The sequence below is a fragment of the Cyanobium sp. ATX 6F1 genome (assembly GCF_024346315.1).
GTDB lineage: Bacteria > Cyanobacteriota > Cyanobacteriia > PCC-6307 > Cyanobiaceae > ATX-6F1.
The window spans coordinates 307,868-331,219 of sequence record NZ_JAGQCS010000003.1; the positions used below are offsets into that span (position 1 = coordinate 307,868).

The window sequence follows — 23,352 nt, forward strand, 5'->3', positions numbered from 1 at the left end:
TTGAAGTTCGCCGACTGGCTGGCTCTGACGGCCACCATCGCCGCTGGGACGCTCCTCTGGAGCCTGCGCGATGTGCTGGTCCTGCTGTTCGCGGCCCTGGTGCTGGCGATGGCGTTCTGCACGTTGGTGGGTTCGATCCAGAGACGGCTCCAGATCGGCCGACCCCTGGCCCTGGCGCTGAGCCTCTTGCTGCTGTTGGTGTTGGCGCTGGTCCTGGCCACGGTGGTCCTGCCACCGTTCATGGCCCAGTTCACGCAACTTCTGGGCCAGTTGCCCGCAGCGGGCCAGGCCCTGCTTGGGATGCTGCGGGGCTGGCTGGCCCAGGGCAGCCAGATGATCTACGGCCGCAGCGACGGCGGCTGGAGCTGGCTGCAACAAAGCTTGCCCATCAATGGTGATGGGGGCGCCGCCCTGGCCTCAGGCCTGGGCACCGGAGTTCTGAGGCTGCTGGGTCTGGCGGCGGGCAACCTCGGCAGCGGTCTGGTGAGGCTGTTGTTCGTGGTGGCCGTCAGCTTGATGATCACCGTGCAGCCGCTGGCCTACCGGGAGGTGGCGATCCTGCTGCTGCCCTCCTTCTACCGGCGCAGGGGCCGGCAGGTGCTCGAGCTCTGTGGCACGGCCCTGAGCAGTTGGATGGTGGGGGTGCTGATCAGCTCCTGCCTGGTGGCCCTGCTCTCCGGAATCGGCCTGATGCTGCTCGGGGTGAAGTTGGTGGTGGCCAATGCCCTGCTGGCCGGGCTGCTCAACATCATTCCCAACGTGGGGCCCACCATGAGCACGGTGTTCCCGATGGCTGTGGCGGTGCTGGATTCGCCCTGGAAAGCCCTGGCCGTGCTGGTGCTCTACGTGGTGGTGCAGCATCTGGAGAGCTACTTGATCACCCCGTCGGTGATGCAGGCCCAGCTGAAACTGCTGCCGGGCCTCACCCTCAGCGCCCAATTTCTGTTCACGGTGCTGTTCGGCCCCCTGGGCCTGTTGCTGGCGCTGCCGATGGCGGTCTGTCTGCAGGTGATCGTGCGCGAAGCAGTGATCCGTGATCTGCTGGATCCCTGGAAGCGGCAACGGCTGGGCCCATGAGTTCGCGCAAGTTGCTGGGGCTGCTGGCCGTTGTGGTGGTCGGCCTGCTGCTTTGGGAACTGCGCTGGGTGCTGCTGGTGTTCTTCGGGGCCGTGGTGCTGGCGGTGGCCCTCGATGTGCCCTTGAGCCTGCTGCGGCGCCTGTTCCCCCTTAACCGCCCAACGGCCCTGGCGATCGTGGTCACGGTGATCGTGGTGGTGGGCTACCAGATCACCACCCTGCTGCTGCCGGAGCTGCTGCAACAGATCAATGAATTCACCAGCCTGGTGCCGGAGCTGCTCAATCGACTCTCCGAGCTGGTGGGCAAGTCCGCCGGACTCAGGAGCATCGAGAGTCAACTCAACTCCTTTTCCACCTTCGATCGCCTCCAACCCATCGGCGCCCAGCTGCTGGGCCTCGCCGGCGGAGCCGCCAACAGCACGATTCAATTGCTGCTAATGGCGCTGCTGTCGCTGCTGCTGGCCCTCGATCCCCGCAGTCACCAGCGGATGCTGATCGCGGTGACCCCGAGCTTCTACCGCGAGCGCATGGGGCATCTGCTCCACGATGCCCGCCAGGCGCTGGGGGGCTGGTTGGCGGGCATGACGATCTCAGCGATCACCGTCTTCCTGCTCACCTGGGCCGGGTTGGCGGCCCTGGGAGTGCCCCTGGCGTTGTTGAGCGGCCTTGTCTGCGGCTTGCTCACCTTCGTGCCCACCATCGGACCCACCTTTGCCACCTTGCTGCCCCTGGCCGTGGCCCTGCTGATCTCCCCTGCCAAGCTGCTGCAGGTGTTGGTGCTGCGCCTGCTGATCCAGAACGGCGAGGCCTTCCTGCTCACACCGATCCTGCTGAGCCGCACGGTGAATCTGCTGCCCACCGTGGCCCTGATGTCGCAGTTGTGCCTTGGGGCCCTGCTGGGACTCCCCGGCGTGTTGCTCGCCCTGCCCCTTGTGGTGGTGCTCCAGGTGGTGGCCCAGCAGGTGCTGGTGGAAGAAATCATGGATCCCTGGACCGGCGCAAAGCCCTATCGGTAGCGACGCAACAGCGAAGGCATCGCCACCAGCACGGCCACCGCCAGGGGGTGACTGAACAGGGCAAAGGACATCGATGACCAGGTGAAGTGCTGCAGCAGCAGCACGGCTTCACTGCGCAGATCCGCCAGGGCCAGGATCAACAGCAGCAGGGGGACGAGCCGGAAACCTTTCAAACTCAAGGGGCCGCCACAGGCCTGGGCTTCGGTGCTGACCAGATCAGCGGCAACAGGGTTGGTGCCACAGCGATGCTGGACCAGCTGCCCACACCGATGCCCACCGCCAGGGCCAGGGCGAACCAGAACAGGGTGCTGCCACCGAAGAAGATCAGCCCCAACAGGGGAAGAGAGGTGGTCAGTGAGGTGTAGAGCGAACGGGTCAAGGTGGCATCCACGGCGTCATCCACCTGATCGGTGACGGGGAGATCCCCGAGGGCGGCCTGTTTTTCTCTGATGCGATCGAACACCACCACCGTGTCGGTGACCGAATAACCCGCCACCGTGAGCAGGGACACCGCGAACAACGTGTCAACTTCAATGCCGCCGATCAGGCCCAGCCAGGCGAACAGACCGCAGGTGATCAGGACGTCGTGGGCCAGACAGAGCATGGCCAGGAAGGCGTAGATACGGTCGTAGCGGAAGGTGATGTAGAGGGCGATGAACAGAAAGCTCACCAGCAGCGAGGTGATGCTGCTGCCGAGCAGCTGCGAGCCAAGGGTGGGGCCGATGGTGTCCACCTGGGTTCCCTTGCTGGACAAGGGTCCAAGACTTGGCTTGAGCCCCTCGATCACGGCGTTGGTCTGATCGGGCGAAAGGGCGCTGAGCCGCAGCAGGACCGTCTGCCCCTTGTCGAGCAGCTGCACCGAAGCCCCACTCAGGTTGGGGATGTCTCCCTTCTCCCCGCCGGGCAACTTGATCGCTTCGAGGGCGGAGCGCAGCTGGCTCGCCTGAAGACTGCCGCAGTCGGAACCGCAGCGCCGCTCCAGCTGGATCTGGGTACCGCCGGTGAAATCAAGGCCGGGCTTGAGGGGTGCGCCAATCGATGGATTGATCCAGCAGAGCCCCATGCCGACCACGCTCAGCATGCAGGCCAGGCCGGAGATCCACCAGCACAACACCCGGTGGCGGTTGATGCGGAAGCGGGGGTGGATCGGGGTGGAGGGGAGTCGGGTCGAGGTGGGAAGAACCATGGATCAGGCCGCTCCTCCAGGGAGCTGACGGGCGGGGATGAAGTAGGGCAGGCGGCGCAGGGCCGGATAGCTCATCAGCAGCCGCAGCAGGGTGCGCGTGCAACTGAGGGCGGTGAACAGGCTGAGCAACACGCCGATGCCGAGGGTGACGGCAAAGCCCTTGACCAGGCCGGTGCCGAGGGCGAACAGGGCCACGCAGCTGATCAGCGTGGTGACGTGGCCATCGAGGATCGAGGAAAAGGCCAGGGAGAAGCCCGTGTCGATCGAGCGGATCAAGGTGTTGCCCGCCCGCAGTTCCTCCTTCACCCGCTCGAAGATCAGCACGTTGGCATCCACCGCCATGCCGACGCTGAGGATGAACCCGGCGATGCCGGGCAGCGAGAGGGTGACGGGAATCAGGGCGTAGATCGCCAGGTTGAACAGGGCATAGAGGCTCAGGGCGATGACGGCGACGCCACCTGGGAGGCGATAGACCACCACCATGAACACCGCCACCAGGGCCAGGCCCGAAAGGCCGGCCAGCAGGCTGGAGCGGATGTTCTCGGCCCCCAGCGACGGGCCCACGGTGCGCACCTCGATGATCTTCACGGGCAGCGGCAGGGAGCCCCCCCGCAGCTGCACCTCGAGATCCCGGGCCTCCTCGGCGGTGAAGTTGCCGGTGATGCTGGCGGAGCCGCCGCTGATGCCCGCCACGGCGAATTCCTGACCGACGCTGGCTTCGCTGATCGAGCGGCCGTCGAGCACGATCCCCAGCAGCCGGCCCTTGCCGGCGATCGATTTGGTCAGTTCAGCGAACTTGCGCCCCCCCTCCTGGTTGAAGGAGAGGGTCACATCCCAGCCCTGACCCGTCTGCTGCTGCTGGCGGCCGGCGGTGACCAGATCCTTGCCGGTGAGCAGAGGGGGCTCGTAGAGGCCGATGATCCGCCGGTTGACCTCCGTCAGCAGCGCTTCGAGCTGGTCGGCTTCGCTGCTGCCCTCGGGAAGCTTCAAGCCCAGTCCGCTGAGGGCCTTCGCCCGTTCATCGGCCGAGAGCCGGGTGGTGGGCGGCGGGGCCGGTGCACCATTCGGATCAGATTTGGTTTCGCTCCTGCGGCCCTTGACCAGGGCCAGCACCGCCTGGACCTGCCGCTTGAGCTTCAGCAACCCCTGCATCTCCTGCTCGGTGCCGGGTTTCTGGGCCCGAAACTCGAGCAGGGCCGTGGTGCCGAGCACCTTGGCAGCCCGGCTGGGGTCCTGCTCGCCGGGGAGCTGCAGCACCAGCTGGTTGTCGCCCACGGTCTGCAGGGTGGATTCGGCCACCCCGAGGCCATTGATCCGGCGCTCCAGCACCTCCTTGACGGCATCGCGTTGCTCAGCGGTGACCTTGGTGATCGCACCGGCCGGCATCACCTCGAGGGTGAGCTGGCTGCCACCCCGCAGATCAAGACCGAGTTGAAGCGGGTAGGCGGCCAGCAGGGCTCCGGCGCTGATGGCCAGGGCCAGGATCAGGGCCAGCCATCCCTGTTGTCGTGCCATCTCAGATCCGCCCTGCCTTGAGCTGGCGCGCGGTCTCGACGATCTGATGGGGCTGAATGATCGTCAGGTTTTCCAGGTTGCCGTTGTAGGGGGTGGGGATGTCCTGGCTGGAGAGGCGAATCGGGCGGGCATCGAGGTCGTCGAAGCAGTGCTCGGTGATCAGGGCGATCAGCTCGGCGCCGATGCCACCGGTCTTCATGCACTCCTCAACGACGATCACCTTGTGGGTCTTGCGGATCGACTTACTGATCGTCTCCATGTCGAAGGGCTTGAGGCTGATCAGGTCGATCAGCTCCACATCGATGCCTTCGGCCTCCAGCTGCTCGACGGCCTTCAGGCAGTGGTGACGCATGCGCGAGTAGGTGAGGATCGTCACGTCCTTGCCTTCCCGCACCAGATCGGCCTGGTCGAGGGCACAGACGTAGTCGCCCTCGGGTAGTTCCTCGCTGAGGTTGTAGAGCAGCACATGCTCGAAGAACAGCACCGGGTTGTTGTCGCGAATCGCCGCCTTCATCAGGCCCTTGGCGTTGGTGGGGGTGCTGACGGCCACGATCTTGATGCCGGGCACGGCGTGGAAGTAGGCCTCCAGGCGCTGGCTGTGCTCGGCACCGAGTTGGCGGCCCACGCCGCCGGGACCGCGCACCACAGTGGGAATGGTGTAGTTGCCGCCGCTGGTGTAGCGCAGCATCCCCATGTTGTTGGAGATCTGGTTGAAGGCCAGCAGCAGGAAACCCATGTTCATGCCCTCCACGATCGGGCGCAGGCCGGTCATTGCGGCACCGACGGCCATGCCGGTGAAACTGTTCTCAGCGATCGGGGTGTCCAGCACCCGCAGTTCGCCGTACTTCTCATAGAGGTCTTTCGTGACTTTGTAGGAGCCGCCGTACTGGCCCACGTCTTCGCCGAAGACGCAGACGTAGGGGTCGCGGGCCATTTCCTCGTCGATGGCGTCCCGCAGGGCGTTGAAGAGCAGGGTCTCGGCCACGGTGAAGAATCGTCCGGCCAGGGCCGGGGCTGTTCTGGCCAGGCCAGAGGTGCCGCCAACTTATCTCAGTCGGCTTCGCCGCCGGACCCCGTGGCGGCGGCGGGCCGCAAGCTGCGCAGGAAGACCAGAAACAGCCCGAGGCCCACAAAGGCGAAGCTGAAGGTGGCCAGGAAGCTGGTGCCCACCACCATCGTCTTGACGGCGGTGCCGATGCTCTGGGCGATCGGAGCCTTGTAGGCAGGCGGATGCTCGGCGTAGTAGTCCAGCACGCGCCGGCTGATGCCCAGGCTGACCCAGGCCAGCCCAAGGCTGGTGAGTGAACCGGAGAGAAAGCTCAGCGGCCCCTTCCGGGGGCGGGCCTCTGCGGAGTCGACGGAGTGGCCCTGATTCGTGGCGCCGCCAGGGGCCAAGGGGCTCAACGCCCGGGCCGCGTCGTCGTTGGGGTTGTCGTCTGGGAAGTCCGAAATCATGGAACGATTGTGGCTGAGCTTCCGGCCGAGAACGCGTCGCCTTTCGCCCCGGTGAACCCACAACACCAGGACTCGAAGCCTCCCTGCTCCAGGGCCTCGCCCAGTGATTCGCGCGCCAGCTCGGCCGCCTCCAGGCTGGGGAAGAGGGCAAACAGGCTGGGACCCGATCCGCTCATCGCCACCGCGATCGACCCCTCGGCCCGCCGCAGCAGGGCCAGCCCATCCCGCACGCTGGCCTGCTCGGGCTCCACCACCGATTGCAGGTCGTTGCGCAGGGGCGGCCATGGGCGCTCACCGCGCAGGGCAGCCTGGAGGGGCCCCGTTCGCAACATCGACCGGCGCTGCTCGAAATCCGCCTCCTTCTCCAAATAGAAATCCCCGCGCAGCTCCCTGCAGCGGCCGTAGGCCCAGGGGGTGGAGACGCTGGCGGACGGGTCCTTGATCAACAGCACCCCCAGGGCTGGGGGCGTTTCCAGCGCCATCGGTTCGAGCCACTCGCCGCGCCCGAAGCAGAACTGGCTGCCGCCATCCAGGCAGAAGGGCACATCCGAGCCCAGCTCGGCCGCCAAGGCCTGCAACTCCGCGGGGTTCAGGTTCAGGTTCCAGAGCTGAGCCAGGCCCCGCAGGGCGGCGGCCCCATCACTGGAGCCCCCCGCCAGACCGGCACCGATCGGAATGCGTTTGCTGAGCTTCAGGTCGGCCCCCAGGTCTGTTCGTCCGCAGTGCCGGCGCAGGGCTTCGGCCGCCTTCACGATCAGGTTGCTGCCGTCGGTGGGCAGATCGCCCCGGTCGCAGTGCAGCCGAATCTGGCTGTCTCCGCGGCGGGAGAGCTCCAGGGTGTCGGCCAGGTCGATGGTCTGCATCACCATCGCCAGCTCGTGGAAGTGATCGGGGCGCAGGCCCAGCACCTCCAGGTGCAGGTTGATCTTGGCCGGAGCCAGGATGCTCAGGTCAGCCATGGGATGCGGTGGGGCCGGCGATGGCGGCGGGGGCGGTGGGGCTGGCCTGATTCAAACCGGCCGCCAGGGCCACCCAGCGCTCCGGCGCCAATTCCTGTGGCCGCTGGCGCAGGTCGATGCCCGCCGCCGCGGTGACCGTCTCCAGCCGATCGTTCGGCAGCAGGCCGGCCAGGGTGTTGCGCAGCATCTTGCGCCGGGCGGCGAAGCAGCGCCGCAGCAGCTGCTCCACCTGCGCGGCCAGTTCCGGCTCCAGCCTTTGCTCGGGGGCCAGCGGTTCCAGGGCAATCACCTCCGACATCACCTTCGGTGGCGGCTGAAAGCAGCGGGGCGGCACCGGGCAGACGGAGCTGCAGCGGGCCAGAAGCTGCATCCGCACGCTCAGGGCACTGAAGCTGCTGCTGCCGGCCCTGGCCCGGATGCGCTCGCCCACCTCCTGCTGCACCAGCAGCACCAGCCGCCGGTAGGGGCGTTCCACGGGCCGATCCAGCCGCCCCACCAACCGTTCCAGGAGCGGGCCGGTGATGTTGTAAGGGATGTTCGCCACCACCTTGTCGGCCTCCGGCAGGGGCAGGGCCAGCACGTCACCCTCGCTGAGTTCGAAGCGCGGATCCGCCCCGAAGGCCTCTCGCAGCCCTCCCACCAGATCGCGGTCCAGCTCAACGGCCCGCACCACGGCCGCCGGCGAGGCCAGCAGCCGCGCGGTCAGGGCGCCTCGACCGGGACCCACCTCCAGCACCCGGTCGCCCGGCACCAGCTCGGCGGCGGTCACGATCCGATCCAGCACCGCCTCATCCTTCAACCAGTGCTGGCCGAAGCGTTTGCGTGCCCGGTGGTCCGCGAAGGTCATCGAGACCAATGCCCATGGCTCCAGATTGACCCCCAGCATGGCTAGACAGGGGAAAGGCCTCCACTGCTGTCCCATGGTTCGCAGGACCCGTTGGTTGTTGCCGCTGCTGGGAGCCCTGCTCAGTGGCCTGGGGGCACCGGCCCTGGCCGGCAGCGTGACCGCCGATTCAGTCTGGGACCGCACCAATGCCACCCAGCGGGCGATGCAGCAGGTTCCGGCCGGTGCCACGGTCACCACCACCCGCTGCCAGGAGATCTCCGTCGGCATGGACAACTCCCGTTACCGCTGCACGGTGGAGTTCACCGCCGCTCCGGTGCCCCCGCCTGGTGCACCGGTCCCCTCTCCGCCCTGAAGACGCCCCGTTCACTCCAGGCGGAACCAGCGCACCGGCCCCACCGCCGGTGGCAGGGGCACCAGGGCCGCCACCCATTCCAGCGTTGCGTCACGCCACTCGGGATGCTCCACCGCCCAGCTGAGCCAGGCCCTGGCCAATCGTCTGCGCTTCTCACGCCCAATTGCCGCCGCGCCCCAGCCATCGGGCCCGGCGCGCGCACGCCCCTTGACCTCCACCAGCAGCAGGCGGCCGGGCTTGGCCAGCAGCAGATCCAGCTCGCCCCAGCGGCAGCGCCAGTTGCGGCTCACCAGACTCCAGCCCGTGGCCTCCAACAGCCCCAGCACCCAGTCTTCGGCCCAGGTGCCCGCGCGTTGTCGACTGTTGCCTCCCATGCCAGCTCGGCCGCTGCTCCCAGGGTTCCCCCCACCGGCCGTGACTAAGGTTCAGGTAGCTGCCTTGGGCGCCATGGCCGTTCTGCTGGCCTCACTGCTCGCCGCTCTGCTCTGGCTGTCACCGGGCCTGAGCGCACCGGCCTTCGCCGCCATGGACTACGCCAAGCAGGTGCTGATCGGCCAGGATTTTTCCCACACCGACCTGCGCGAGGTGACCTTCAACCTCACCAACCTGCGCGACGCCGACTTCACAGGCTCCGATCTGCGCGGCGCCAGCCTGTTCGGGGCCAAGCTCCAGGACACCAGCTTCCGTGGCGCCGACCTGCGCGATGCCACCCTCGATTCAGCCATCTTCGATGGCAGCGATCTCACCAATGCGGTGCTGGAGAACGCCTTCGCCTTCAACACCAAGTTCCGGGGCGTGACGATCGAAGGCGCCGATTTCACCAACGTGCCCCTGCGCGCCGACGCCCTCAAGACCCTCTGCGCCCAGGCCAGCGGCACCAACCCGGTGACCGGCCGCGCCACCCGCGAGTCCCTCGGCTGCGCCTGAGATGAGTTTCGATCCCCGCAGCCTTGAGCGGCTCAAGGAGTTGGGCCGGCGCCTGCCCCAGCCGCTGCCGCTGCCGACTCCCAAGCCGGAACTCTCGGCCATGGGCCCCGGGGGAGGCCCCGCCGTCCCCGCCAGCGAGCGGCGCCACAGGGTGGAGATCGAGACCGACCCTGAGGCGTTGTTCCACGAGCTGATGCAGGTGAGCCCCGACGGCACGGTGCCGCCCCATCTGCTGGAGCGGCTGCGGCAGGCGGAGGAGCAGAAACGCCAGGGCCAGCGGCAGCAGGCCCAGGGGGCCGAGATGCTGCGCCCGCAGCCCTCCGGGAAGGGCCCTTCAGCTTCGCCGTCTGCTGCCCCCGAACCTCCCCGCCGCAAGGCCGCCCGACCCACCGTGCTGGGCCAGCGGGATCCCCGCACCGCGGCGGAGCACCCCGAGCTGTACACGGCCTTCCAGCAACTGCTGCTGGAGGGCGACGAAGCGGACTGAAGACGAAGGTCAATACATCTGTACTAGCCTGAGGCGCCTGCGGCTGGACCCCCATGCGCCTTCCCCTGGCCACCGAAACGGTGGCGGCCGGCTTCCCCAGCCCCGCCGACGACTACATCGACAGCGGCATCGACCTCAACGAGCAGCTGATCCGCCACCCCAGCAGCACCTTCTTCCTGCGAGTCAGCGGCGAGTCGATGAACGGCGCCGGCATCCAGCACGGCGACCTGCTGATCGTGGACCGCAGCCTCGAGCCGCGCCCCGGCCAGATCGTGGTGGCGGCCTTTGAGGGGGCCTTCACCCTCAAACGCCTGGCCTGGCACCGGGGCCGCCTGCGGCTGGAGGCGGCCCACCCCGCCTACCCACCGATCGAGCTGGAGCTGGAGCACGGCGGTGACGTGCAGATCTGGGGCGTGGCCGTGCACGTGATCCACCCGCTCTGAGGCACCGCCGCGATGGCCCAGGCGATTGCACTGATCGATGGCAACAACTTCTATGCCGCCTGCGAGCAGGCCCTCGATCCGGCCCTGCTGGGGCGGCCGCTGGTGGTGCTCTCCAACAACGACGGCATGGTGGTCTCCCGCAGCGCCGAGGCCCGGCGGCTGGGGATCGCCATGGGCCTGCCCTACTTCAAGCTCCGGCCCGTGCTGGAGCGCCACGGGGTGGCGGTGCGCAGCTCCAACTACGCCCTCTACGGCGACATGAGCCAGCGGCTGATGTCGCTGCTGGAGGCGGCCAGTGAGGAGCTGGAGGTGTATTCGATCGACGAGGCCTTCGCCCGGCTGCACCGCCCCGCCGGCGGTGACCTGGGTCCCTGGGCCCGGGAGCTGCGCACCCGCATCCGCCAGGACCTGGGCCTGCCGATCGCCATCGGCCTGGCCCCCACCAAGGTGCTGGCCAAGGCCGCCAACCGCCTGGCCAAAAGCAACCCCGCCCAGGCCGGCGTGCTCGACCTCGGCGCCGCTCTGGGCTCGGGGGGACTGGAGGATTGGCTGGAGCGGGTGGCGATCGAGGACGTCTGGGGCATCGGCCGCAAGCTCTCGCGCTGGTGCCGCCTGCGGGGGATCGCCAACGCCCGCCAGCTGCGGGACATGCCCAGCGGTGAACTGCGCGCCCGCTGCGGTGTGGTGGGGGTGCGGCTGCAGCTGGAGCTGCGGGGGGTGGCCTGCCTGCCGCTGCAGCAGGGCGTGCCCGCCAAGCAGGAAACCTGCGTGAGCCGCAGCTTCAGCCGACCCGTGGAGGATCTGGAGGACCTGCGCCAGGCGGTGGCCACCTACGTGGTGCGGGCGGCCGAAAAACTGCGGCGCCAGCGCCAGTTGGCCGGGGCGCTCACGGTGTTCGCCCGCACCAGCCCCTTCGCCGACGGCTTCTACAGCCAGGCCGCCAGCGTGCGCCTGTCCCTGGCCAGCCAGGACACCGCCGTGCTGCTGGCGGCCGCTCTGCCCCTGGTGGGGCGCCTCTACCGGCCCCGCAAACGTTTCCAAAAAGCAGGGGTGCTGCTGCAGGAGCTGCAGGGGGAGGAGCTGCTGCAGCAGCACCTGCTGGTGAGCCAGAGCCCGGAGCAGCAGGCCCGCCGGGCCGCGCTGATGGAGACGGTGGACCGGCTCAACGGCCGCCACGGCCGGGGCACGGTGCAATGGGCCGCCTGCGGCCTCGATCCGCTCTGGGCGATGAAGCGGGAGCGGCTTTCCGCTGCCGCCACCACCCGCCTGGAGCACGTGCCGGTGGTCTGGGCCTGAAAAAGTCTGGGCCTGAAACAAGTGTGGGCCTGAATCAGCGGTTGCGCGGGGGCAAGGGATGCCCGGCGCGCAGCTGCTGGCGCCAACGGCCGGCCTGGAGCCAGATCAGGCCAGCCACCAGGGCCACAGCCAAGGAGGCCAGGGCCGCCGAGCCGGGCCCCCACCAGGCGGCTCCCAGCAGGGCCAGCAGGCCGATGACCGCCGCGATCGGACGTAACTGGGCCAGGCGACGGTCGGCGCCGCGGCAGCTGCGGCAGTGACGCGTGTGGCTCTCGTAGCGCTCCAGCAGGGGCGTCTGGCCCAGGCGCTCCGGCAGGGGCGCCTCCCCGAAGGGCCCGCCGCCCACAGCGCTCACCCAGTCATGCAGGGCACGCACGTAGGTGTCCGCGCGGGTGGCCAGATGGCAGGCGCGCACCAACGCCTTGCCGCCGCCGCGTTCCTCCAGCACACGCTCCTGGGCGTGCAGGAACAACTGGTCGTCTTCGAGCACCACGTGGTTCGCCAGATGCTGCAACCACTCGGGGCGCAGGTTGATCAGCCGCCCCGGCCAGGGGGAGCCGAAACGGAAGGGCAGACGCACGAGCAGGCGGCACTGCCCGCGCCGGATCGGCGTGGCGTACACGACCGTCTGAAAGCGGAGCGCTCCCTTGCCCTGGAGGTCATGGACCATCAGGCAGGGGCCGGTGAACACGGTGCTCTGGCTGCCAAGGCTGCCCTGGCGTGGGCCCTCCGGCCAGACCCCGGTGAACCCCTCGGGCCCGCTGGAGGTGAGCTCCAGGGCCACCGGCCCCGCCGATTCACGCTTGCCGACGGTGGCGTGGTGGGTGAAGGGCACATGGCTGACGTCCAGCACGTTCTCTAGCAGCGTCAGGGCGTCGTAGGGGAGATCGCGGAAGGAGTCCTGAACGGTCCAGCTGCCCGGGTCCTCCTCAAGCCAGGGCAACAGCGGCAGTGGAACGCTGGCGGCCTCGGCGGGATCGCCGGCGAAGACGAACAGCAGCCCCTGGCCAAGGGCGGTGGCGTAGGGGCGGCAGCGGCTGCGGGGGGTGTCGAGGCTGATGCCGGGGTCGGCCTGGGGAATGGCGGTGCAGTGGCCCTGACCGTTGAAACTCCAGCCGTGGTAGGGGCACTCCAGCTCGCCGCGGTCATTGAGGCGTCCCTGGGACAGGGGCACCAGCCGATGGGGACAGACATCGGCGAAGGCACGCCACTGACCGGCGGGGGCCTCCGGGCTCGCCTGGCGATCGAACCAGAGCACCAGGTCATCGCCCAGCAGGGTGAAGGCCGTGGGGCGATCGGGCTCCAGATCCTTCGAGAACGCCACCGGGTACCAGCTGCGGCGCCACAGCTGATCAGCTCCCATGGGTCCCCATCAACGGTGTGAAGTGCTCCCCCACCAGGGCGGTGACGAAACCGGTGGCCTGGGTGTGGGCTGCCGCCACATGCCACAGATACCGGCCCCGGGGCAACGACTCGGCGTTCCGGTCGTAGATCCTCAGCCAGCCGAAGCTGGTGCCGAGGGTCCAGTGCACATGGCTCCCCTCGGGGGGGTGGTCATCGGGGGGTGGCAGGCGCTCCAGCAGCTGGGTGTAGGTGGTGAACACATAGCCACGCAGCTCGGGCTCAGCGGCGGGAGCCAGGGGTGACGGCGGGGACGAAGGACCAGGGGCGTCAGGGGAAAACTCGCTCATCACTCCTGGGATCGTCAACAGAACCGGCGCCGGGGGGCGTCGGACCCAAGCCAGTCTCACGCATCGGCGCGGCGGCTGCGGCGTTCAGCTCGCCTGGCCCAGCACTTCCTCCAGCCCGGCGCAGCGTTGCTGGTCGAGGTGGCCGATGTGCTTGCGCTCGTTGTAGTACAGCTCCTGAAAGCGCAGGGCATCGCCGTTGAGCTCGGCGAACATTGCGGCGATCCGGGATTCCATGTCGAGGCCCACGGGGCGGAGGGCCGCTGCGATCGGTGGCTCGGGAGCAGCGGGCTCGCCGCGCTCCTGGTCTTCCTGCTGCAGCAGCTGGGCGATGCACTGCTCGAGCGTCTGAAGCCGCTGGGAGCGCCAGGCATCGAGCAGGTGACGGCAACGCTTGAGGCTGCGCTGGCGCTCCAGGGCCGCCGTGGTGCCGCGCAGTTGCAGCAGCGGTTGGGCCAGCCCCATGAGCTGGAGCTCACTGGGCTCCAGCAGCGGGGTGAGCCGGTTGAGCAGGGCGCTCTCCTCCACCAGCAGCCGGTCGGCCAGAAGCTGGGGCAGATCCAGATCCGCCAGGTCGGTGCCGGGATCGGTTCCGCGGTTCACCGCCTCCAGCCGGCCGGCGCCGAGGTTGTCTTCCTCGATTTCGCTGAGGGTGGCCCAGAGCAGGCGGTGGTGTTGCAGGGCGAACTCATCGAGTTCCCGCTGGCGCAGCTCGCGGCGGATCGCGCCGCGGTAAGGACCGCAGTGGAGATAGAGGCGCAGCAGTTCCGCCTCGGCCCGCTCCCGTTGGCCGATCTCGCCGGGCTGCTCCCAGCGGGCGGCGCGGCCATGCCAGCGCTGGCCCTTCACCTGCAGGCGCAGGTCGTCTTCGAGCTGGCGGGCGACGCGGGCCTGGCCGCCGGAGAGGCGTTCGGCCACTTTCTGGAGGTAGTGGCTGCGGAGGGCGCTCTGGGGCAGCTTGCCCAGCAGCGCCACCAGGGCCTGCACCGCCTGCTGGAACTGTTCGGCCTTGGCCAGGTCCTTGCCCTCAAGGGCCTGCTCGATCTGCCAGTCGAGCCACTGGGGCGCCTGCTCCAGCAGGGCGCGATACTCCCCGGCTCCGTGGTCCTTGAGGAACTCATCGGGGTCCTTGCCGGCGGGGAGTTGGAGTACCCGCAGCTCCACCTGACCCTGCAGGGCCAGCTGCTCCACCTCGCCGATCGCCCGCTGGGCCGCCCGCACCCCCGCCCCGTCGGTGTCGAAATTGAGCACCAGACGGCGGCTGTCGCAGCAGCGGCAGAGCTGGGTGATCTGCTGGCTGCTGAGGGCCGTGCCCAACGACGCCACCGCATTGGTGATCCCGGCCGCGTGCAGGGCGATCACATCGAAATAACCCTCCACCACCACAGCCTGGTCGTCCTTGCGGATCGCGGCGCTGGCCCGATCAAGACCGAACAGGTGTTTGCCCTTCTCGAAGACCTCCGTCTCCGGGGAATTGAGATACTTCGGCTCGCCCCCATCGAGGCTGCGGCCACCGAAACCGATCACCCGGCCCTGACGGTCGCGGATCGGCACCATCACCCGGTGGCGGAAGCGGTCGTAGAAGCCACGGCCGTTCTCGCCCGACTGGCCTTTTCGCGGCACCACCAGCCCGGCGGCCTCCAGCAACTCAGGGGCGAACCCCTCCACCTGCTGCAGGTGATTCAGCAGCCCATCCCAGCGTTCGGGGGCGTAGCCCAGCTCGAAGGCCTCCAGGGTGGTTTCGCTCAGGCCCCGCTGCTCCTTGAGGTAGGCCAGGGCGGAGGCCCCCTCCGGGCTGCGCAGCTGGGCGCGGAACCAGCCGCTGGCCAGGCCCAGCACCCGGTGCAGCTGCTCCTGGCGCGAGAGCTGCTTGCGCAGGCGCTCCTGCTGGGGGCCATCGAGGGTTTCCACCGGCAGCTGGTACTTGCGCGCCAGCTCCAGCACCACATCGCTGAAGCTGTGGCGCTGCAGCTCCATCAGGAACTTGATCGCGTTGCCGCCGGCACCACAGGAGAAGCAGTAGTAGAACTGCTTGGCCGGTGACACGGTCATCGACGGTGAAGTGTCGTCGTGGAAGGGGCAGATCCCCACGAACTCGCGCCCCTTCTTCTTGAGCACCACGTGCTCACCCACCACATCGACGATGTCAGCACGCTCCTTGACGGCATCGATCGTGCGGGGGTGGAGGCGCGGCAGGCTCAAGGCGGTGGATCCGGCACACCACCGGTGGAGTGAGGGTGAGGACCATTCTGCCCCAGGACACCAGAAGTGGGGAGGTGAGGGACAGGCCCTGCTCTGGATGCTCTCCAGTGCCCTGGCCTTCAGCCTGATGGGGGTCTGCGTCAAGGCGGTGGGCAGCCGCCTGAGCGTGGCGGAGGTGGTGCTGGCCCGGGCCCTGGTCAGCGTGGGGCTGAGCTGGTGGCTGCTGCGCCGCCGCAACCTGCCGATCTGGGGCAAGCGCAAGGGGATGCTGATCCTGCGGGGCGTGATCGGCACGGCGGCCCTGGGTTGCGTCTACGGCGCCCTCACCCAGCTCCCGTTGGCCTCGGCCACGGTGCTCCAGTACCTCTACCCCACCTTCACGGCCCTGCTGGCCTGGGCCGCCCTGCGGGAGCAGCTGGCCCCACAACTGCTACTGGCCATGGCCCTGGGCTGGTTGGGGGTGCTGGTGGTGGCCCAGCCCAGCTGGCTCACCGGCCAGCCCAGCACCCTGCCGCTGCTGCCGCTGCTGCTGGGGGTGGCTGGTGCGGTGCTCACGGCCCTGGCCTACGTGAGCGTGCGTGCCCTCGGGCGCAGCGAGCACCCCTTGGTGATCGTGTTCTATTTCCCCCTGGTGGCGATCCCGCTCACCCTGCCGTTGGTGGCGCTCCAGCCGGTGTGGCCCACGGCCACGGAGCTGCTCTGGCTGGTGGGGGTGGGGCTGTTCACCCAACTGGGACAGATCGGGCTCACCAAGGGCCTGATGGCCCTGCCGGCGGCGCGGGCAACAGCGATGAGCTATGCCCAGGTGATCTTTGCGGCCCTCTGGGGCTGGCTGTTCTTCGCCGAGCGCCTCAGCGGCTGGACCGTGCTGGGAGCCGCCCTGGTGCTCTCGGCCACACTCCTCAGCCTGGGCGTTCCCCCGGCAGGGGCAGCGGATAGGTCAACCAGTTCTGGCTGACGCCGTCGCTGGTGCCATCGGGGCGGACCAGACGCCAGCTCTGGCCCTTGGCGCCCCGCTCCAGGAAGAGCTCGAAGGGGCTGTCGACACGGATCGGATCACCGGCCAGACGCCAGTCGAAGCGACCCTCCAGGCGCAGACCGCGCTGGTCGCCGATGGTCAGGGCCTGCTGCTGCTCCACGCGCACCCGGCTCACCTCCGGCAAGCCGGTGGGATCAAGGGCGAGTGCCTCGGCAATCGAGCGCTGGGTCAGGGCAATCTGCAGCCCAAGGGCCTGGAGCAGCACGCGGTGGGGGGGCTGGGCGAGGCGATCACAGCCGCCAAGGGCCAGCAAGGTGCTCAGTCCCAGGGCGAGCAGGATCGTGCGCAGACGGGCCAGGGTTGTCAGACCGGGCAGCATGGGGGCCTTCTCGGGTCTCCCCATGATCGGCTGGCTGCAAGGGCAACTCGCCGATCGCTGGCAACAGGGCAGCCGCCACGGTCTGCTGCTGCTCTGCCATGGGGTGGGCTACGAGGTGCAGATCACCAGCCGCCACTGGACGGCGTTGCCGGCCGCCGGCGCTGAGCTCGCCCTGGCCACGCACCAACTGATCCGGGAGGACGCCTGGACCCTGTACGGCTTCGCCGCCCGCAGCGAGAGGGATCTGTTCCGCGAACTGGTGGCCGTGAGCGGCGTGGGGCCGCAGATGGCGGTGGGACTCCTGGGCTGCCTCGAACCCCGTGAACTGGTGCGAGCGATCGTGCAGGCCGACCTGCGCCTGCTCAGCTCGGCCCCCGGGGTGGGCAAGCGCACCGCCGAACGCCTGTCGGTGGAGCTGCGGGGCCGGCTGGAGGAACGCTTTGGCGAGGAATCCCCGCAGTTGGAGACAGCCCAGGGGCGGGCGCTTGATCGTGGCACCAGACCTGAGGCGGATCTCGAAGGGCCCGCCCCGCAGGGCCCCACCCGTGACGAGGTGCAGCTCACCCTCAGCGCCCTGGGCTACGAAGCCCTGGAGATCAACCGGGCCCTGAGAGCCGTGGGCGGTGCAGGCCTCGAGGCCAGCGCCGGCGCCGATGTCTGGTTGCGGGAATCCCTGCGCTGGCTCTCAAGGCCAGCGGCCTGATGGGGGGCCCATGGGGCGGTAAGTTGTTGGTTTGCTCCGTCAGGGCCAGACGCCGCGCATGCCGCTCGACACCACCAAAAAGCAGGAACTCATCAACACCCACCAGACCCACGGCACCGACACCGGTTCCGCGGAAGTGCAGGTGGCCATGCTGAGCGAGCGCATCACCCAGCTCACCGGGCACCTGCAGCAGAACAAGCACGATTTCTCCTCGCGCCAGGGGCTGCTCAAGCTGATCGGCCGCCGCAAGCGTCTGCTCTCCTACCTGCGCTCCATCAGCGAGACCCGCTACGGCAACCTGATCAAAACCCTCGGCATCCGGGGCTGAGGTCGCCCATGGGACGCCAGCGGAGCGCTCAGGGCGGCACAGGCGGTGACCCCATCGGCACCAAGGCCAGCCGTGCCTCGACGTCCCGATCCCCCGCAGTGGCGTCCGCCCGGAAAGAGAAAGCCCCAGCTCCCCAGGGCATCCCCCAGTCCGTGGCCAATCGCATGGCACGCCGCATCGCCCTGGCCACCGGCCTGCCCACGTTCATGGGCATGGGCGTGTTCGTGGGCAGTTACCTGCTGGTCAGCCAGGGACGGCTCGACATCCCCACGGGCGTCACCCTGGTGAGCTCGGGGGCCCTGTTCCTGCTCGGCCTGGTGGGGCTGAGCTACGGCGTCTTCTCCGCCAGCTGGGAGGAGGCCCCCGGCAGTCTGCTGGGCTTTGAGCAGATCAGCCTGAACCTCTCGCGCCTGCGCTCAAACGGCCGCTCCTGAGCCAGGAGCTCAGTGGGCCATGGGGGAACTGAGCCGGGCCGTGAAGGCCGCCTGGGCCAGCGTGCCCATGGCGGCGCTGGCGTCGTTGACGCAGAACTGATGCCCCAGGCGCACGTAGCGGGTCTCGTGGTCACGCCGCACCAACGCCACCACCGGCACCCGCCGGCAGGCCTGCTCCTGCTCATTGCGGTGCTGCGTGAGGCACTCCCGGAGACGATGCTGCACGGCGATGTCGTTGGCCTGCTCGGCCGGAAGCTCCACCAGCAACACCTGCAGATCGTCGATGGCGCGGCAATCGTCGACGATCAACTGCACCCGATCGTCGCGCCGATCAACGCTCGCCCAGATCATCAGACGGGCATCCACCATCAGGTGGTCCGCCAGACGGGCATAGGTCCTGGGAAAGACCACCGCTTCGCAGCTGCCGCTGAGGTCTTCGAGTTGCAGCACCGCCATGCGGTCCCCTTTGCGGGTGTTGACCTGACGGATCTCCGGCACCATCGCCACCACACTGACGCGGGCCTTGTCGGGCTGTTCCTCCAGGCTGGCCAGGCCGATCGGTGAGAGCAGACGCAAGGGGCGGGTGAGCTGCTTGAGCGGGTGATCGGAGAGGTAGAAACCCACCAGCTCCTTCTCCAGCCTGAGTTTTTCGCTGGGGGGGTAATCAGCCACAGGGGCCGCCCTGGGGGCGGTGCTGATGTCGGCGATGGCGGCAGGGGCCTCACCAGCAGGAGCCGTCGCCGCGAACAGATCAAAGAGGTTGCCCTGGCCACTGGCGCGGTCCTTGGCACGGGAGCTGGCCCAATCCAGGATCAGATCCAGATCGGCCATCAGCTGGGCACGGTTGGCCTTGGGCTCCAGGCTGTCGAGGGCACCGCCATGGATCAGTGATTCCAGGCCACGACGGTTGAGGGCGTTGCTGGCGAGGCGATCGCAGAGGTCGGCCAGGGACACGAATGGGCCGTTGGCGCGTTCCTCGATCAGGCTGCGGATGGCGCCATCGCCCAGGTTGCGGACGGCCGAGAGGCCGAACAGGATGCGCTCGCCGGTGGGGGTGAAGTCGATGCCGGAGGCATTCACATCGGGAGGCATCACTTCGATTCCCATGGCATTGCAGTTGGAGATGTAGCGCTGCACCTTGTCGGTGGCACCAGCATTCACCGTGAGCAGGGCGGCCATGTAGGCCACCGGGTAATGGGCTTTGAGGTAGGCGGTCTGGTAGGTGACGGCGCCATAGGCGGTGGAATGGCTCTTGTTGAAGCAGTATTCGGCGAACAGCACCATCTGCTCGAACAACCCTTCGGCCACACGCTGATCCACACCCCGTTCGGTGGCGCCCTGCACGAACAGGCTCTGGTGTTTCTCCATCTCGCTCTTTTTCTTCTTCCCCATTGCCCGCCGCAGCAGGTCGGCCTCACCAAGGGAATAGCCGGCCAGATCCTGGGCAATGCGCATGATCTGCTCCTGGTAGACCATGATTCCGTAGGTTTCCTTGAGAATCGGCTCCAGGCCAGGGCAAGCGAAATCGATCGCTTCGCGGCCGTGCTTGCGGTTGATGAACTTGGGAATCAGCCCCGCATCCAGGGGGCCTGGCCGGTAGAGCGCCAGGATCGATGAGATGTCTTCAAGAGAGGAGGGCTTGAGATCGCGCACGATCTGGCGCATGCCGCTGGATTCCAGCTGGAAGATGCCTTCGAGATCACCCCGGGCCAGCAGGGCGAAGGTGCCCGGATCCTCCGGGGGGAGGCGATCGGGATCAATCCGCTCACCGATCTGCTTGCGCACCAGCTCGATGGTTTTTTCGATCATCGTGAGGTTCTTCAGCCCCAGGAAGTCCATCTTCAGGAGGCCCATGGCCTCCACATCCTCCATGTAGTACTGGGTGATCACCTGCCCGTCGTTGTTGCGCTGCAACGGCACAAGCTCATCGAGCGGTTCGGCGGCGATCACCACGCCCGCCGCATGCACCCCGAAGGTCTTGTTGGTGCCTTCGATGCGCCGGGCCATGTCAACCCAGCGGCGCACGATCGGATCCTTCTCGTACTTCTCGCGGAACTCGGGAGCCGGTGAGTCGGGCCCGATCATCTGGGCGAGCTTGGCGGGCTTGCCGCGCACCACCGGGATCAGCTTGGCCAGCCGGTCGGCATCGCCGTAGGGGATGTCGAGCACCCGGGCGACATCCTTGAGCACCGCCTTCGAGGTCATGCGGTTGAAGGTGATGATCTGGGCAACCTTGTCTTCGCCGTAGCGTTGGGTGACGTAGTCGATCACCTCGCTACGGCGCTCGATGCAGAAGTCGGTGTCGATGTCCGGCATCGACTTGCGCTCCGGGTTCAAGAAGCGCTCGAACAACAGGCCGTGCTCCACCGGATCGAGGGCGGTGATGCCGAGGGCGTAGGCCACCAGCGAGCCGGCGGCCGAGCCGCGGCCCGGCCCCACCGGAATGCCCTGCTCCCGGGCAAAGCGGATGTAGTCCCAGACCACCAGGAAGTAGGTGGGAAACCCCATCTGCTCCATCACCTGCAGCTCGAAGGCCAGCCGCTCGCCGTAGGTGGGATCGATGGGGTCGGTGGCTGTCAGTTCAAGGCGCTGGCGTAAGCCCTGTTCCGCCACTTCAGTGAGATAGCTGACCGGCGTGTGGCCTTCAGGGATCGGGAAGCGGGGCATCTGGTAGCGGCCCAGGATGTCGTAGGGCTCAACTTTCGCGGCCACTTTGGCGGTGTTCGCGATCGCTTCAGCCACCAGCTCGGGCTCGAGATGGTCAGCGAACAGCCGCCCCATCTCCGCTTCACTCTTGATGTATTCCGTGCCCGTGTAGCGCAGGCGTTTCTCGTCGCTGACGAGCTTGCCGGTGAGCACGCAGAGCAGGGCGTCGTGGGCCTCCACATCGGCGCTGCTGAGGTAGTGGGCGTCGTTGGTGGCGATCAGCTCAATGCCCAGCTCGGCGGCGATGCGCACCATCTCGACGTTGACGATCCGGTCTTCCGGAGAGCCGTGGTCCTGGATCTCCAGATAAAAATCGCCGCCGAAGCGCTCCTGATACCAGCGGGCCACCTCCCGGGCCACCTCGGGGCGTCCCCGCAGGATCGCCTGGGGGATCTCACCCCCGAGGCAGGCGGTGGCCACGATCAAGCCCTCGCTGTGGCGCTCGAGTGTGGCTTTGTCGATGCAGGCGCGGGCAAAGATGCCCCGCCCGCGCATGCCGCGCAGGTGGCTGAGGCTGGTGAGCTTGACCAGGTTGCGATAGCCGGTGACGTTCTTGGCCAGCACCACCAGGTGGTAGCGCCGCTCTCCTTTGACCCACGGATCCTCGATCGAACCGTTGATCACGTACATCTCGTTGCCGATGATCGGCTTGATGCCCGCCTTGGTGCAGAGCTTCAGCAGCTCGATCGCGCCATACATGACGCCGTGGTCGGTGAGCGCCAGGGCGCCCATCCCCAGCTCGACGGCCCGCTCCACCATGGCCGGCAACTGACTCGCCCCGTCCAGCAGGCTGTAGTCGCTGTGGTTGTGGAGGGGGACAAAGGCCACGGGGTCCTGGCGCAGAGCGCCACCACAGGTTGGGCTCAGATTACTGGCAACCACCAGATGTGGTGGCCTCAGCGGATCAGCTGGCCCTCGGGGCGTTTCTCCATCACCGCCGCCGCCAGCTCGTAGTGGTGGGCCACCTGCAGCAGCCGTTCCTCCTGGAGCACCCCGGTGATCAGTTGCACGCCGATGGGGAGATCGGCGTCATCGAAGCCGCAGGGCAGGCTGATCGCTGGCAGACCCGCCAGGTTGGCGGGAATCGTCAGCAGGTCGGCCAGGTACATGGCCAGGGGATCATCGGCATTGTCACCGCCGCGGAAGGCGGTGGTGGGGGAGGTGGGCGTGAGCAACACATCGACGGTCTCGAAGGCGGCGTCGAAATCGCGGCGGATCAAGGTGCGCACCTGCTGAGCCTTCTTGTAGAACGCCTCCACGTAGCCCGCTGAGAGGGCATAGGTGCCGATCAGGATGCGGCGCTGCACCTCATCTCCGAAGCCCTCGGCGCGGCTGCGGGATGTCATCGCCGCCAGGCTGGCCTCCCCCTCACTGCGCAGGCCGTACTTGACCCCGTCGTAGCGGGCCAGGTTGGCGGAGGCCTCCGAAGGGGCGATCACGTAGTAAGTCGCGATGCCGTCGTTGAAGCGCGGACAACTGACATCCACCAGCTCGCAGCCCAGGGCCTTGAGCTGCTCGGCGGCCGCCAGCACCGAGGCGGCCACCTGGGGATCAAGGCCGTCCTGCTCGAAGCATTCGCGGATCAGACCCACCCGCAGGCCCGCCACGGGCTGCCCCAGGGCGGCCCGGTAATCGGGCACAGGCACATCCAGACAGGTGGCATCACGGGGATCGGCCCCAGCGATCACCTGAAGCATTTCCGCTGCATCAGCCACGCTGGAGGTGAAGGGGCCCACCTGGTCGAGGGAGCTGGCAAAGGCCACCAGCCCCCAGCGGCTGACGCGGCCATAGGTGGGTTTGAGCCCCACCACGCCGCAGAAGGAGGCGGGCTGGCGGATCGAGCCGCCGGTGTCGGAACCCAGGGAGGCGACGCATTCGCCCGCCGCCACGGCGGCGGCACTGCCGCCGGAGCTGCCGCCCGGCACCCGCTCGATGTTCCAGGGGTTGCGGGTGGCCCCGAAGGCGCTGGTCTCGGTGGAGCTGCCCATGGCGAACTCATCGAGATTGGTCTTGCCCAGCATCACCCCGCCCGCCAGCCACAAGCGCTCGGTGACGGTGGACTCATAGGGGGGCACGAAGTGCTCCAGCATCCGGCTGGAGCAGGTGGTGGCAATGCCCTTGGTGCAAAGGTTGTCCTTGATCGCCAAGGGAATGCCGGCCAGGGGCGGCAAGGGCTCCCCGGCGGCACGGGCGGCATCGATGCGGTCCGCATCGGCCCTGGCGCGATCGGCCGTGACCGTCAAGAAGGCATGCAGGCTGGGATCGACCGCCGCGATCCGGTTCAGGTGAAGGTCGGTGAGTTCACGGGCGGAAATCTCCCCCCGTTCCAGCTGAACCCGCCACTCGGCGATCCCCATCAACCTCTCACCACTT

Annotated in this window: 25 protein-coding genes; 11 read left to right on the forward strand and 14 right to left on the reverse strand. The window is 68.1% G+C overall.

Going from position 1 to position 23,352, the window contains the following annotated elements; all coding sequences use genetic code 11:
* Entirely contained in the window at positions 1-1,077 is a 1,077-nt protein-coding gene (locus KBZ13_RS06695) for an AI-2E family transporter (protein ID WP_255007638.1), read from the forward strand.
* Entirely contained in the window at positions 1,074-2,093 is a 1,020-nt protein-coding gene (locus tag KBZ13_RS06700; RefSeq protein WP_255007640.1) for an AI-2E family transporter, read from the forward strand. The genes KBZ13_RS06695 and KBZ13_RS06700 overlap by 4 nt, the downstream gene beginning before the upstream one ends.
* Here KBZ13_RS06700 and KBZ13_RS06705 read toward each other — a convergent pair.
* The 7 genes from KBZ13_RS06705 to rsmA form a co-directional block, all read right to left on the reverse strand.
* The gene (locus KBZ13_RS06705; protein ID WP_255007642.1) at positions 2,084-2,272 is read right to left on the reverse strand and encodes a hypothetical protein; all 189 of its coding nucleotides are present in this window, start codon (positions 2,270-2,272) and stop codon (positions 2,084-2,086) included. The two genes, KBZ13_RS06700 and KBZ13_RS06705, sit on opposite strands and share 10 nt — an antisense overlap.
* Positions 2,269-3,279: a protein translocase subunit SecF gene (gene secF / locus KBZ13_RS06710; RefSeq protein WP_255007644.1), complete on the reverse strand. Its 1,011-nt coding sequence runs from the start codon at positions 3,277-3,279 to the stop codon at positions 2,269-2,271. The genes KBZ13_RS06705 and secF overlap by 4 nt, the downstream gene beginning before the upstream one ends.
* Before the next feature lie 3 nt (positions 3,280-3,282).
* Complete coding sequence (gene secD, locus KBZ13_RS06715; protein WP_255007645.1) at positions 3,283-4,794, reverse strand: protein translocase subunit SecD; 1,512 nt, start codon at positions 4,792-4,794, stop codon at positions 3,283-3,285.
* A gap of 1 nt (position 4,795) precedes the next feature.
* A complete protein-coding gene (locus KBZ13_RS06720) occupies positions 4,796-5,779 on the reverse strand; it encodes a pyruvate dehydrogenase complex E1 component subunit beta (protein WP_255007647.1) in 984 nt (327 codons plus the stop codon).
* 65 nt (positions 5,780-5,844) lie between these two features.
* The gene (locus KBZ13_RS06725) at positions 5,845-6,249 is read right to left on the reverse strand and encodes a DUF3082 domain-containing protein (protein WP_315859605.1); all 405 of its coding nucleotides are present in this window, start codon (positions 6,247-6,249) and stop codon (positions 5,845-5,847) included.
* Positions 6,246-7,208 carry a 4-(cytidine 5'-diphospho)-2-C-methyl-D-erythritol kinase gene (gene ispE / locus KBZ13_RS06730; protein WP_255007649.1) on the reverse strand — a complete coding sequence of 321 codons (963 nt, stop codon included), beginning with the start codon at positions 7,206-7,208 and terminating at the stop codon, positions 6,246-6,248. Before ispE ends, KBZ13_RS06725 begins: the two co-directional genes overlap by 4 nt.
* Positions 7,201-8,055 (reverse strand): 16S rRNA (adenine(1518)-N(6)/adenine(1519)-N(6))-dimethyltransferase RsmA, encoded by an 855-nt coding sequence (gene rsmA, locus KBZ13_RS06735; protein ID WP_255007650.1) that lies wholly within the window; start codon positions 8,053-8,055, stop codon positions 7,201-7,203. The genes ispE and rsmA overlap by 8 nt, the downstream gene beginning before the upstream one ends.
* A 73-nt stretch (positions 8,056-8,128) precedes the next feature.
* On the opposite strand from rsmA, the gene KBZ13_RS06740 reads away from it, so the two are divergent.
* On the forward strand, positions 8,129-8,407 hold the full coding sequence (locus KBZ13_RS06740) for a hypothetical protein (RefSeq protein ID WP_255007651.1): 279 nt from the start codon (positions 8,129-8,131) through the stop codon (positions 8,405-8,407).
* 11 nt (positions 8,408-8,418) lie between these two features.
* Here the strand turns inward: KBZ13_RS06740 and KBZ13_RS06745 are convergent, their stop codons facing one another.
* The gene (locus KBZ13_RS06745) at positions 8,419-8,781 is read right to left on the reverse strand and encodes a YraN family protein (protein ID WP_255007652.1); all 363 of its coding nucleotides are present in this window, start codon (positions 8,779-8,781) and stop codon (positions 8,419-8,421) included.
* Between the two features lie 73 nt (positions 8,782-8,854).
* Between KBZ13_RS06745 and KBZ13_RS06750 the strand changes: the two genes are divergently transcribed.
* From KBZ13_RS06750 to KBZ13_RS06765, 4 genes are read left to right on the forward strand one after another with little or no spacing between them, the layout of a single operon-like run.
* Positions 8,855-9,334 carry a pentapeptide repeat-containing protein gene (locus KBZ13_RS06750; protein ID WP_255007653.1) on the forward strand — a complete coding sequence of 160 codons (480 nt, stop codon included), beginning with the start codon at positions 8,855-8,857 and terminating at the stop codon, positions 9,332-9,334.
* 1 nt (position 9,335) lies between these two features.
* Entirely contained in the window at positions 9,336-9,821 is a 486-nt protein-coding gene (locus KBZ13_RS06755; RefSeq protein WP_255007654.1) for a hypothetical protein, read from the forward strand.
* A 53-nt stretch (positions 9,822-9,874) separates the two neighbouring features.
* Positions 9,875-10,264: a LexA family protein gene (locus KBZ13_RS06760; protein ID WP_255007655.1), complete on the forward strand. Its 390-nt coding sequence runs from the start codon at positions 9,875-9,877 to the stop codon at positions 10,262-10,264.
* 12 nt (positions 10,265-10,276) lie between these two features.
* The gene (locus KBZ13_RS06765; protein ID WP_255007656.1) at positions 10,277-11,560 is read left to right on the forward strand and encodes a Y-family DNA polymerase; all 1,284 of its coding nucleotides are present in this window, start codon (positions 10,277-10,279) and stop codon (positions 11,558-11,560) included.
* 34 nt (positions 11,561-11,594) lie between these two features.
* On the opposite strand, the gene KBZ13_RS06770 is transcribed toward KBZ13_RS06765, so the two are convergent.
* From KBZ13_RS06770 to dnaG, 3 genes are all read right to left on the reverse strand, one after another.
* On the reverse strand, positions 11,595-12,923 hold the full coding sequence (locus tag KBZ13_RS06770; protein ID WP_255007657.1) for a Rieske 2Fe-2S domain-containing protein: 1,329 nt from the start codon (positions 12,921-12,923) through the stop codon (positions 11,595-11,597).
* A complete protein-coding gene (locus KBZ13_RS06775; protein WP_255007658.1) occupies positions 12,913-13,251 on the reverse strand; it encodes a hypothetical protein in 339 nt (112 codons plus the stop codon). Before KBZ13_RS06775 ends, KBZ13_RS06770 begins: the two co-directional genes overlap by 11 nt.
* Positions 13,252-13,335: 84 nt before the next feature.
* On the reverse strand, positions 13,336-15,450 hold the full coding sequence (gene dnaG, locus KBZ13_RS06780; RefSeq protein ID WP_255007660.1) for a DNA primase: 2,115 nt from the start codon (positions 15,448-15,450) through the stop codon (positions 13,336-13,338).
* Between the two features lie 97 nt (positions 15,451-15,547).
* On the opposite strand from dnaG, the gene KBZ13_RS06785 reads away from it, so the two are divergent.
* Entirely contained in the window at positions 15,548-16,408 is an 861-nt protein-coding gene (locus tag KBZ13_RS06785; protein WP_255007662.1) for a DMT family transporter, read from the forward strand.
* Here KBZ13_RS06785 and KBZ13_RS06790 read toward each other — a convergent pair.
* Entirely contained in the window at positions 16,353-16,808 is a 456-nt protein-coding gene (locus KBZ13_RS06790; RefSeq protein WP_255007663.1) for a hypothetical protein, read from the reverse strand. The two genes, KBZ13_RS06785 and KBZ13_RS06790, sit on opposite strands and share 56 nt — an antisense overlap.
* Before the next feature lie 22 nt (positions 16,809-16,830).
* On the opposite strand from KBZ13_RS06790, the gene ruvA reads away from it, so the two are divergent.
* The 3 genes from ruvA to KBZ13_RS06805 are packed head-to-tail and all read left to right on the forward strand — an operon-like array spanning position 16,831 to position 18,273.
* Entirely contained in the window at positions 16,831-17,511 is a 681-nt protein-coding gene (ruvA, locus tag KBZ13_RS06795; protein ID WP_255007665.1) for a Holliday junction branch migration protein RuvA, read from the forward strand.
* A gap of 58 nt (positions 17,512-17,569) precedes the next feature.
* On the forward strand, positions 17,570-17,839 hold the full coding sequence (rpsO, locus tag KBZ13_RS06800) for a 30S ribosomal protein S15 (protein WP_255007667.1): 270 nt from the start codon (positions 17,570-17,572) through the stop codon (positions 17,837-17,839).
* 8 nt (positions 17,840-17,847) lie between these two features.
* The gene (locus KBZ13_RS06805; protein ID WP_255007669.1) at positions 17,848-18,273 is read left to right on the forward strand and encodes a PAM68 family protein; all 426 of its coding nucleotides are present in this window, start codon (positions 17,848-17,850) and stop codon (positions 18,271-18,273) included.
* A 9-nt stretch (positions 18,274-18,282) separates the two neighbouring features.
* On the opposite strand, the gene KBZ13_RS06810 is transcribed toward KBZ13_RS06805, so the two are convergent.
* Together KBZ13_RS06810 and gatA are read right to left on the reverse strand one after the other, a co-directional pair.
* A complete protein-coding gene (locus KBZ13_RS06810; RefSeq protein ID WP_255007756.1) occupies positions 18,283-21,807 on the reverse strand; it encodes a DNA polymerase III subunit alpha in 3,525 nt (1,174 codons plus the stop codon).
* Positions 21,808-21,875: 68 nt separating this feature from the next.
* Entirely contained in the window at positions 21,876-23,336 is a 1,461-nt protein-coding gene (gene gatA, locus KBZ13_RS06815; RefSeq protein ID WP_255007671.1) for an Asp-tRNA(Asn)/Glu-tRNA(Gln) amidotransferase subunit GatA, read from the reverse strand.
* Positions 23,337-23,352 lie beyond the last annotated feature (16 nt).

What these genes read in the sequence shown, in the direction of transcription:
- KBZ13_RS06700 (WP_255007640.1), top strand. Translation starts at nt 1,074, where the DNA reads ATGAGTTCGCGCAAGTTGCTGGGGCTGCTGGCCGTTGTGGTGGTCGGC.
- secF (WP_255007644.1), bottom strand. Translation starts at nt 3,279, where the DNA reads ATGGTTCTTCCCACCTCGACCCGACTCCCCTCCACCCCGATCCACCCC.
- secD (WP_255007645.1), bottom strand. Translation starts at nt 4,794, where the DNA reads ATGGCACGACAACAGGGATGGCTGGCCCTGATCCTGGCCCTGGCCATC.
- KBZ13_RS06725 (WP_315859605.1), bottom strand. Translation starts at nt 6,249, where the DNA reads ATGATTTCGGACTTCCCAGACGACAACCCCAACGACGACGCGGCCCGG.
- ispE (WP_255007649.1), bottom strand. Translation starts at nt 7,208, where the DNA reads ATGGCTGACCTGAGCATCCTGGCTCCGGCCAAGATCAACCTGCACCTG.
- rsmA (WP_255007650.1), bottom strand. Translation starts at nt 8,055, where the DNA reads ATGACCTTCGCGGACCACCGGGCACGCAAACGCTTCGGCCAGCACTGG.
- KBZ13_RS06740 (WP_255007651.1), top strand. Translation starts at nt 8,129, where the DNA reads ATGGTTCGCAGGACCCGTTGGTTGTTGCCGCTGCTGGGAGCCCTGCTC.
- KBZ13_RS06745 (WP_255007652.1), bottom strand. Translation starts at nt 8,781, where the DNA reads ATGGGAGGCAACAGTCGACAACGCGCGGGCACCTGGGCCGAAGACTGG.
- KBZ13_RS06750 (WP_255007653.1), top strand. Translation starts at nt 8,855, where the DNA reads ATGGCCGTTCTGCTGGCCTCACTGCTCGCCGCTCTGCTCTGGCTGTCA.
- KBZ13_RS06755 (WP_255007654.1), top strand. Translation starts at nt 9,336, where the DNA reads ATGAGTTTCGATCCCCGCAGCCTTGAGCGGCTCAAGGAGTTGGGCCGG.
- KBZ13_RS06760 (WP_255007655.1), top strand. Translation starts at nt 9,875, where the DNA reads ATGCGCCTTCCCCTGGCCACCGAAACGGTGGCGGCCGGCTTCCCCAGC.
- KBZ13_RS06765 (WP_255007656.1), top strand. Translation starts at nt 10,277, where the DNA reads ATGGCCCAGGCGATTGCACTGATCGATGGCAACAACTTCTATGCCGCC.
- KBZ13_RS06770 (WP_255007657.1), bottom strand. Translation starts at nt 12,923, where the DNA reads ATGGGAGCTGATCAGCTGTGGCGCCGCAGCTGGTACCCGGTGGCGTTC.
- KBZ13_RS06775 (WP_255007658.1), bottom strand. Translation starts at nt 13,251, where the DNA reads ATGAGCGAGTTTTCCCCTGACGCCCCTGGTCCTTCGTCCCCGCCGTCA.
- KBZ13_RS06785 (WP_255007662.1), top strand. Translation starts at nt 15,548, where the DNA reads ATGCTCTCCAGTGCCCTGGCCTTCAGCCTGATGGGGGTCTGCGTCAAG.
- KBZ13_RS06790 (WP_255007663.1), bottom strand. Translation starts at nt 16,808, where the DNA reads ATGCTGCCCGGTCTGACAACCCTGGCCCGTCTGCGCACGATCCTGCTC.
- ruvA (WP_255007665.1), top strand. Translation starts at nt 16,831, where the DNA reads ATGATCGGCTGGCTGCAAGGGCAACTCGCCGATCGCTGGCAACAGGGC.
- rpsO (WP_255007667.1), top strand. Translation starts at nt 17,570, where the DNA reads ATGCCGCTCGACACCACCAAAAAGCAGGAACTCATCAACACCCACCAG.
- KBZ13_RS06805 (WP_255007669.1), top strand. Translation starts at nt 17,848, where the DNA reads ATGGGACGCCAGCGGAGCGCTCAGGGCGGCACAGGCGGTGACCCCATC.
- gatA (WP_255007671.1), bottom strand. Translation starts at nt 23,336, where the DNA reads ATGGGGATCGCCGAGTGGCGGGTTCAGCTGGAACGGGGGGAGATTTCC.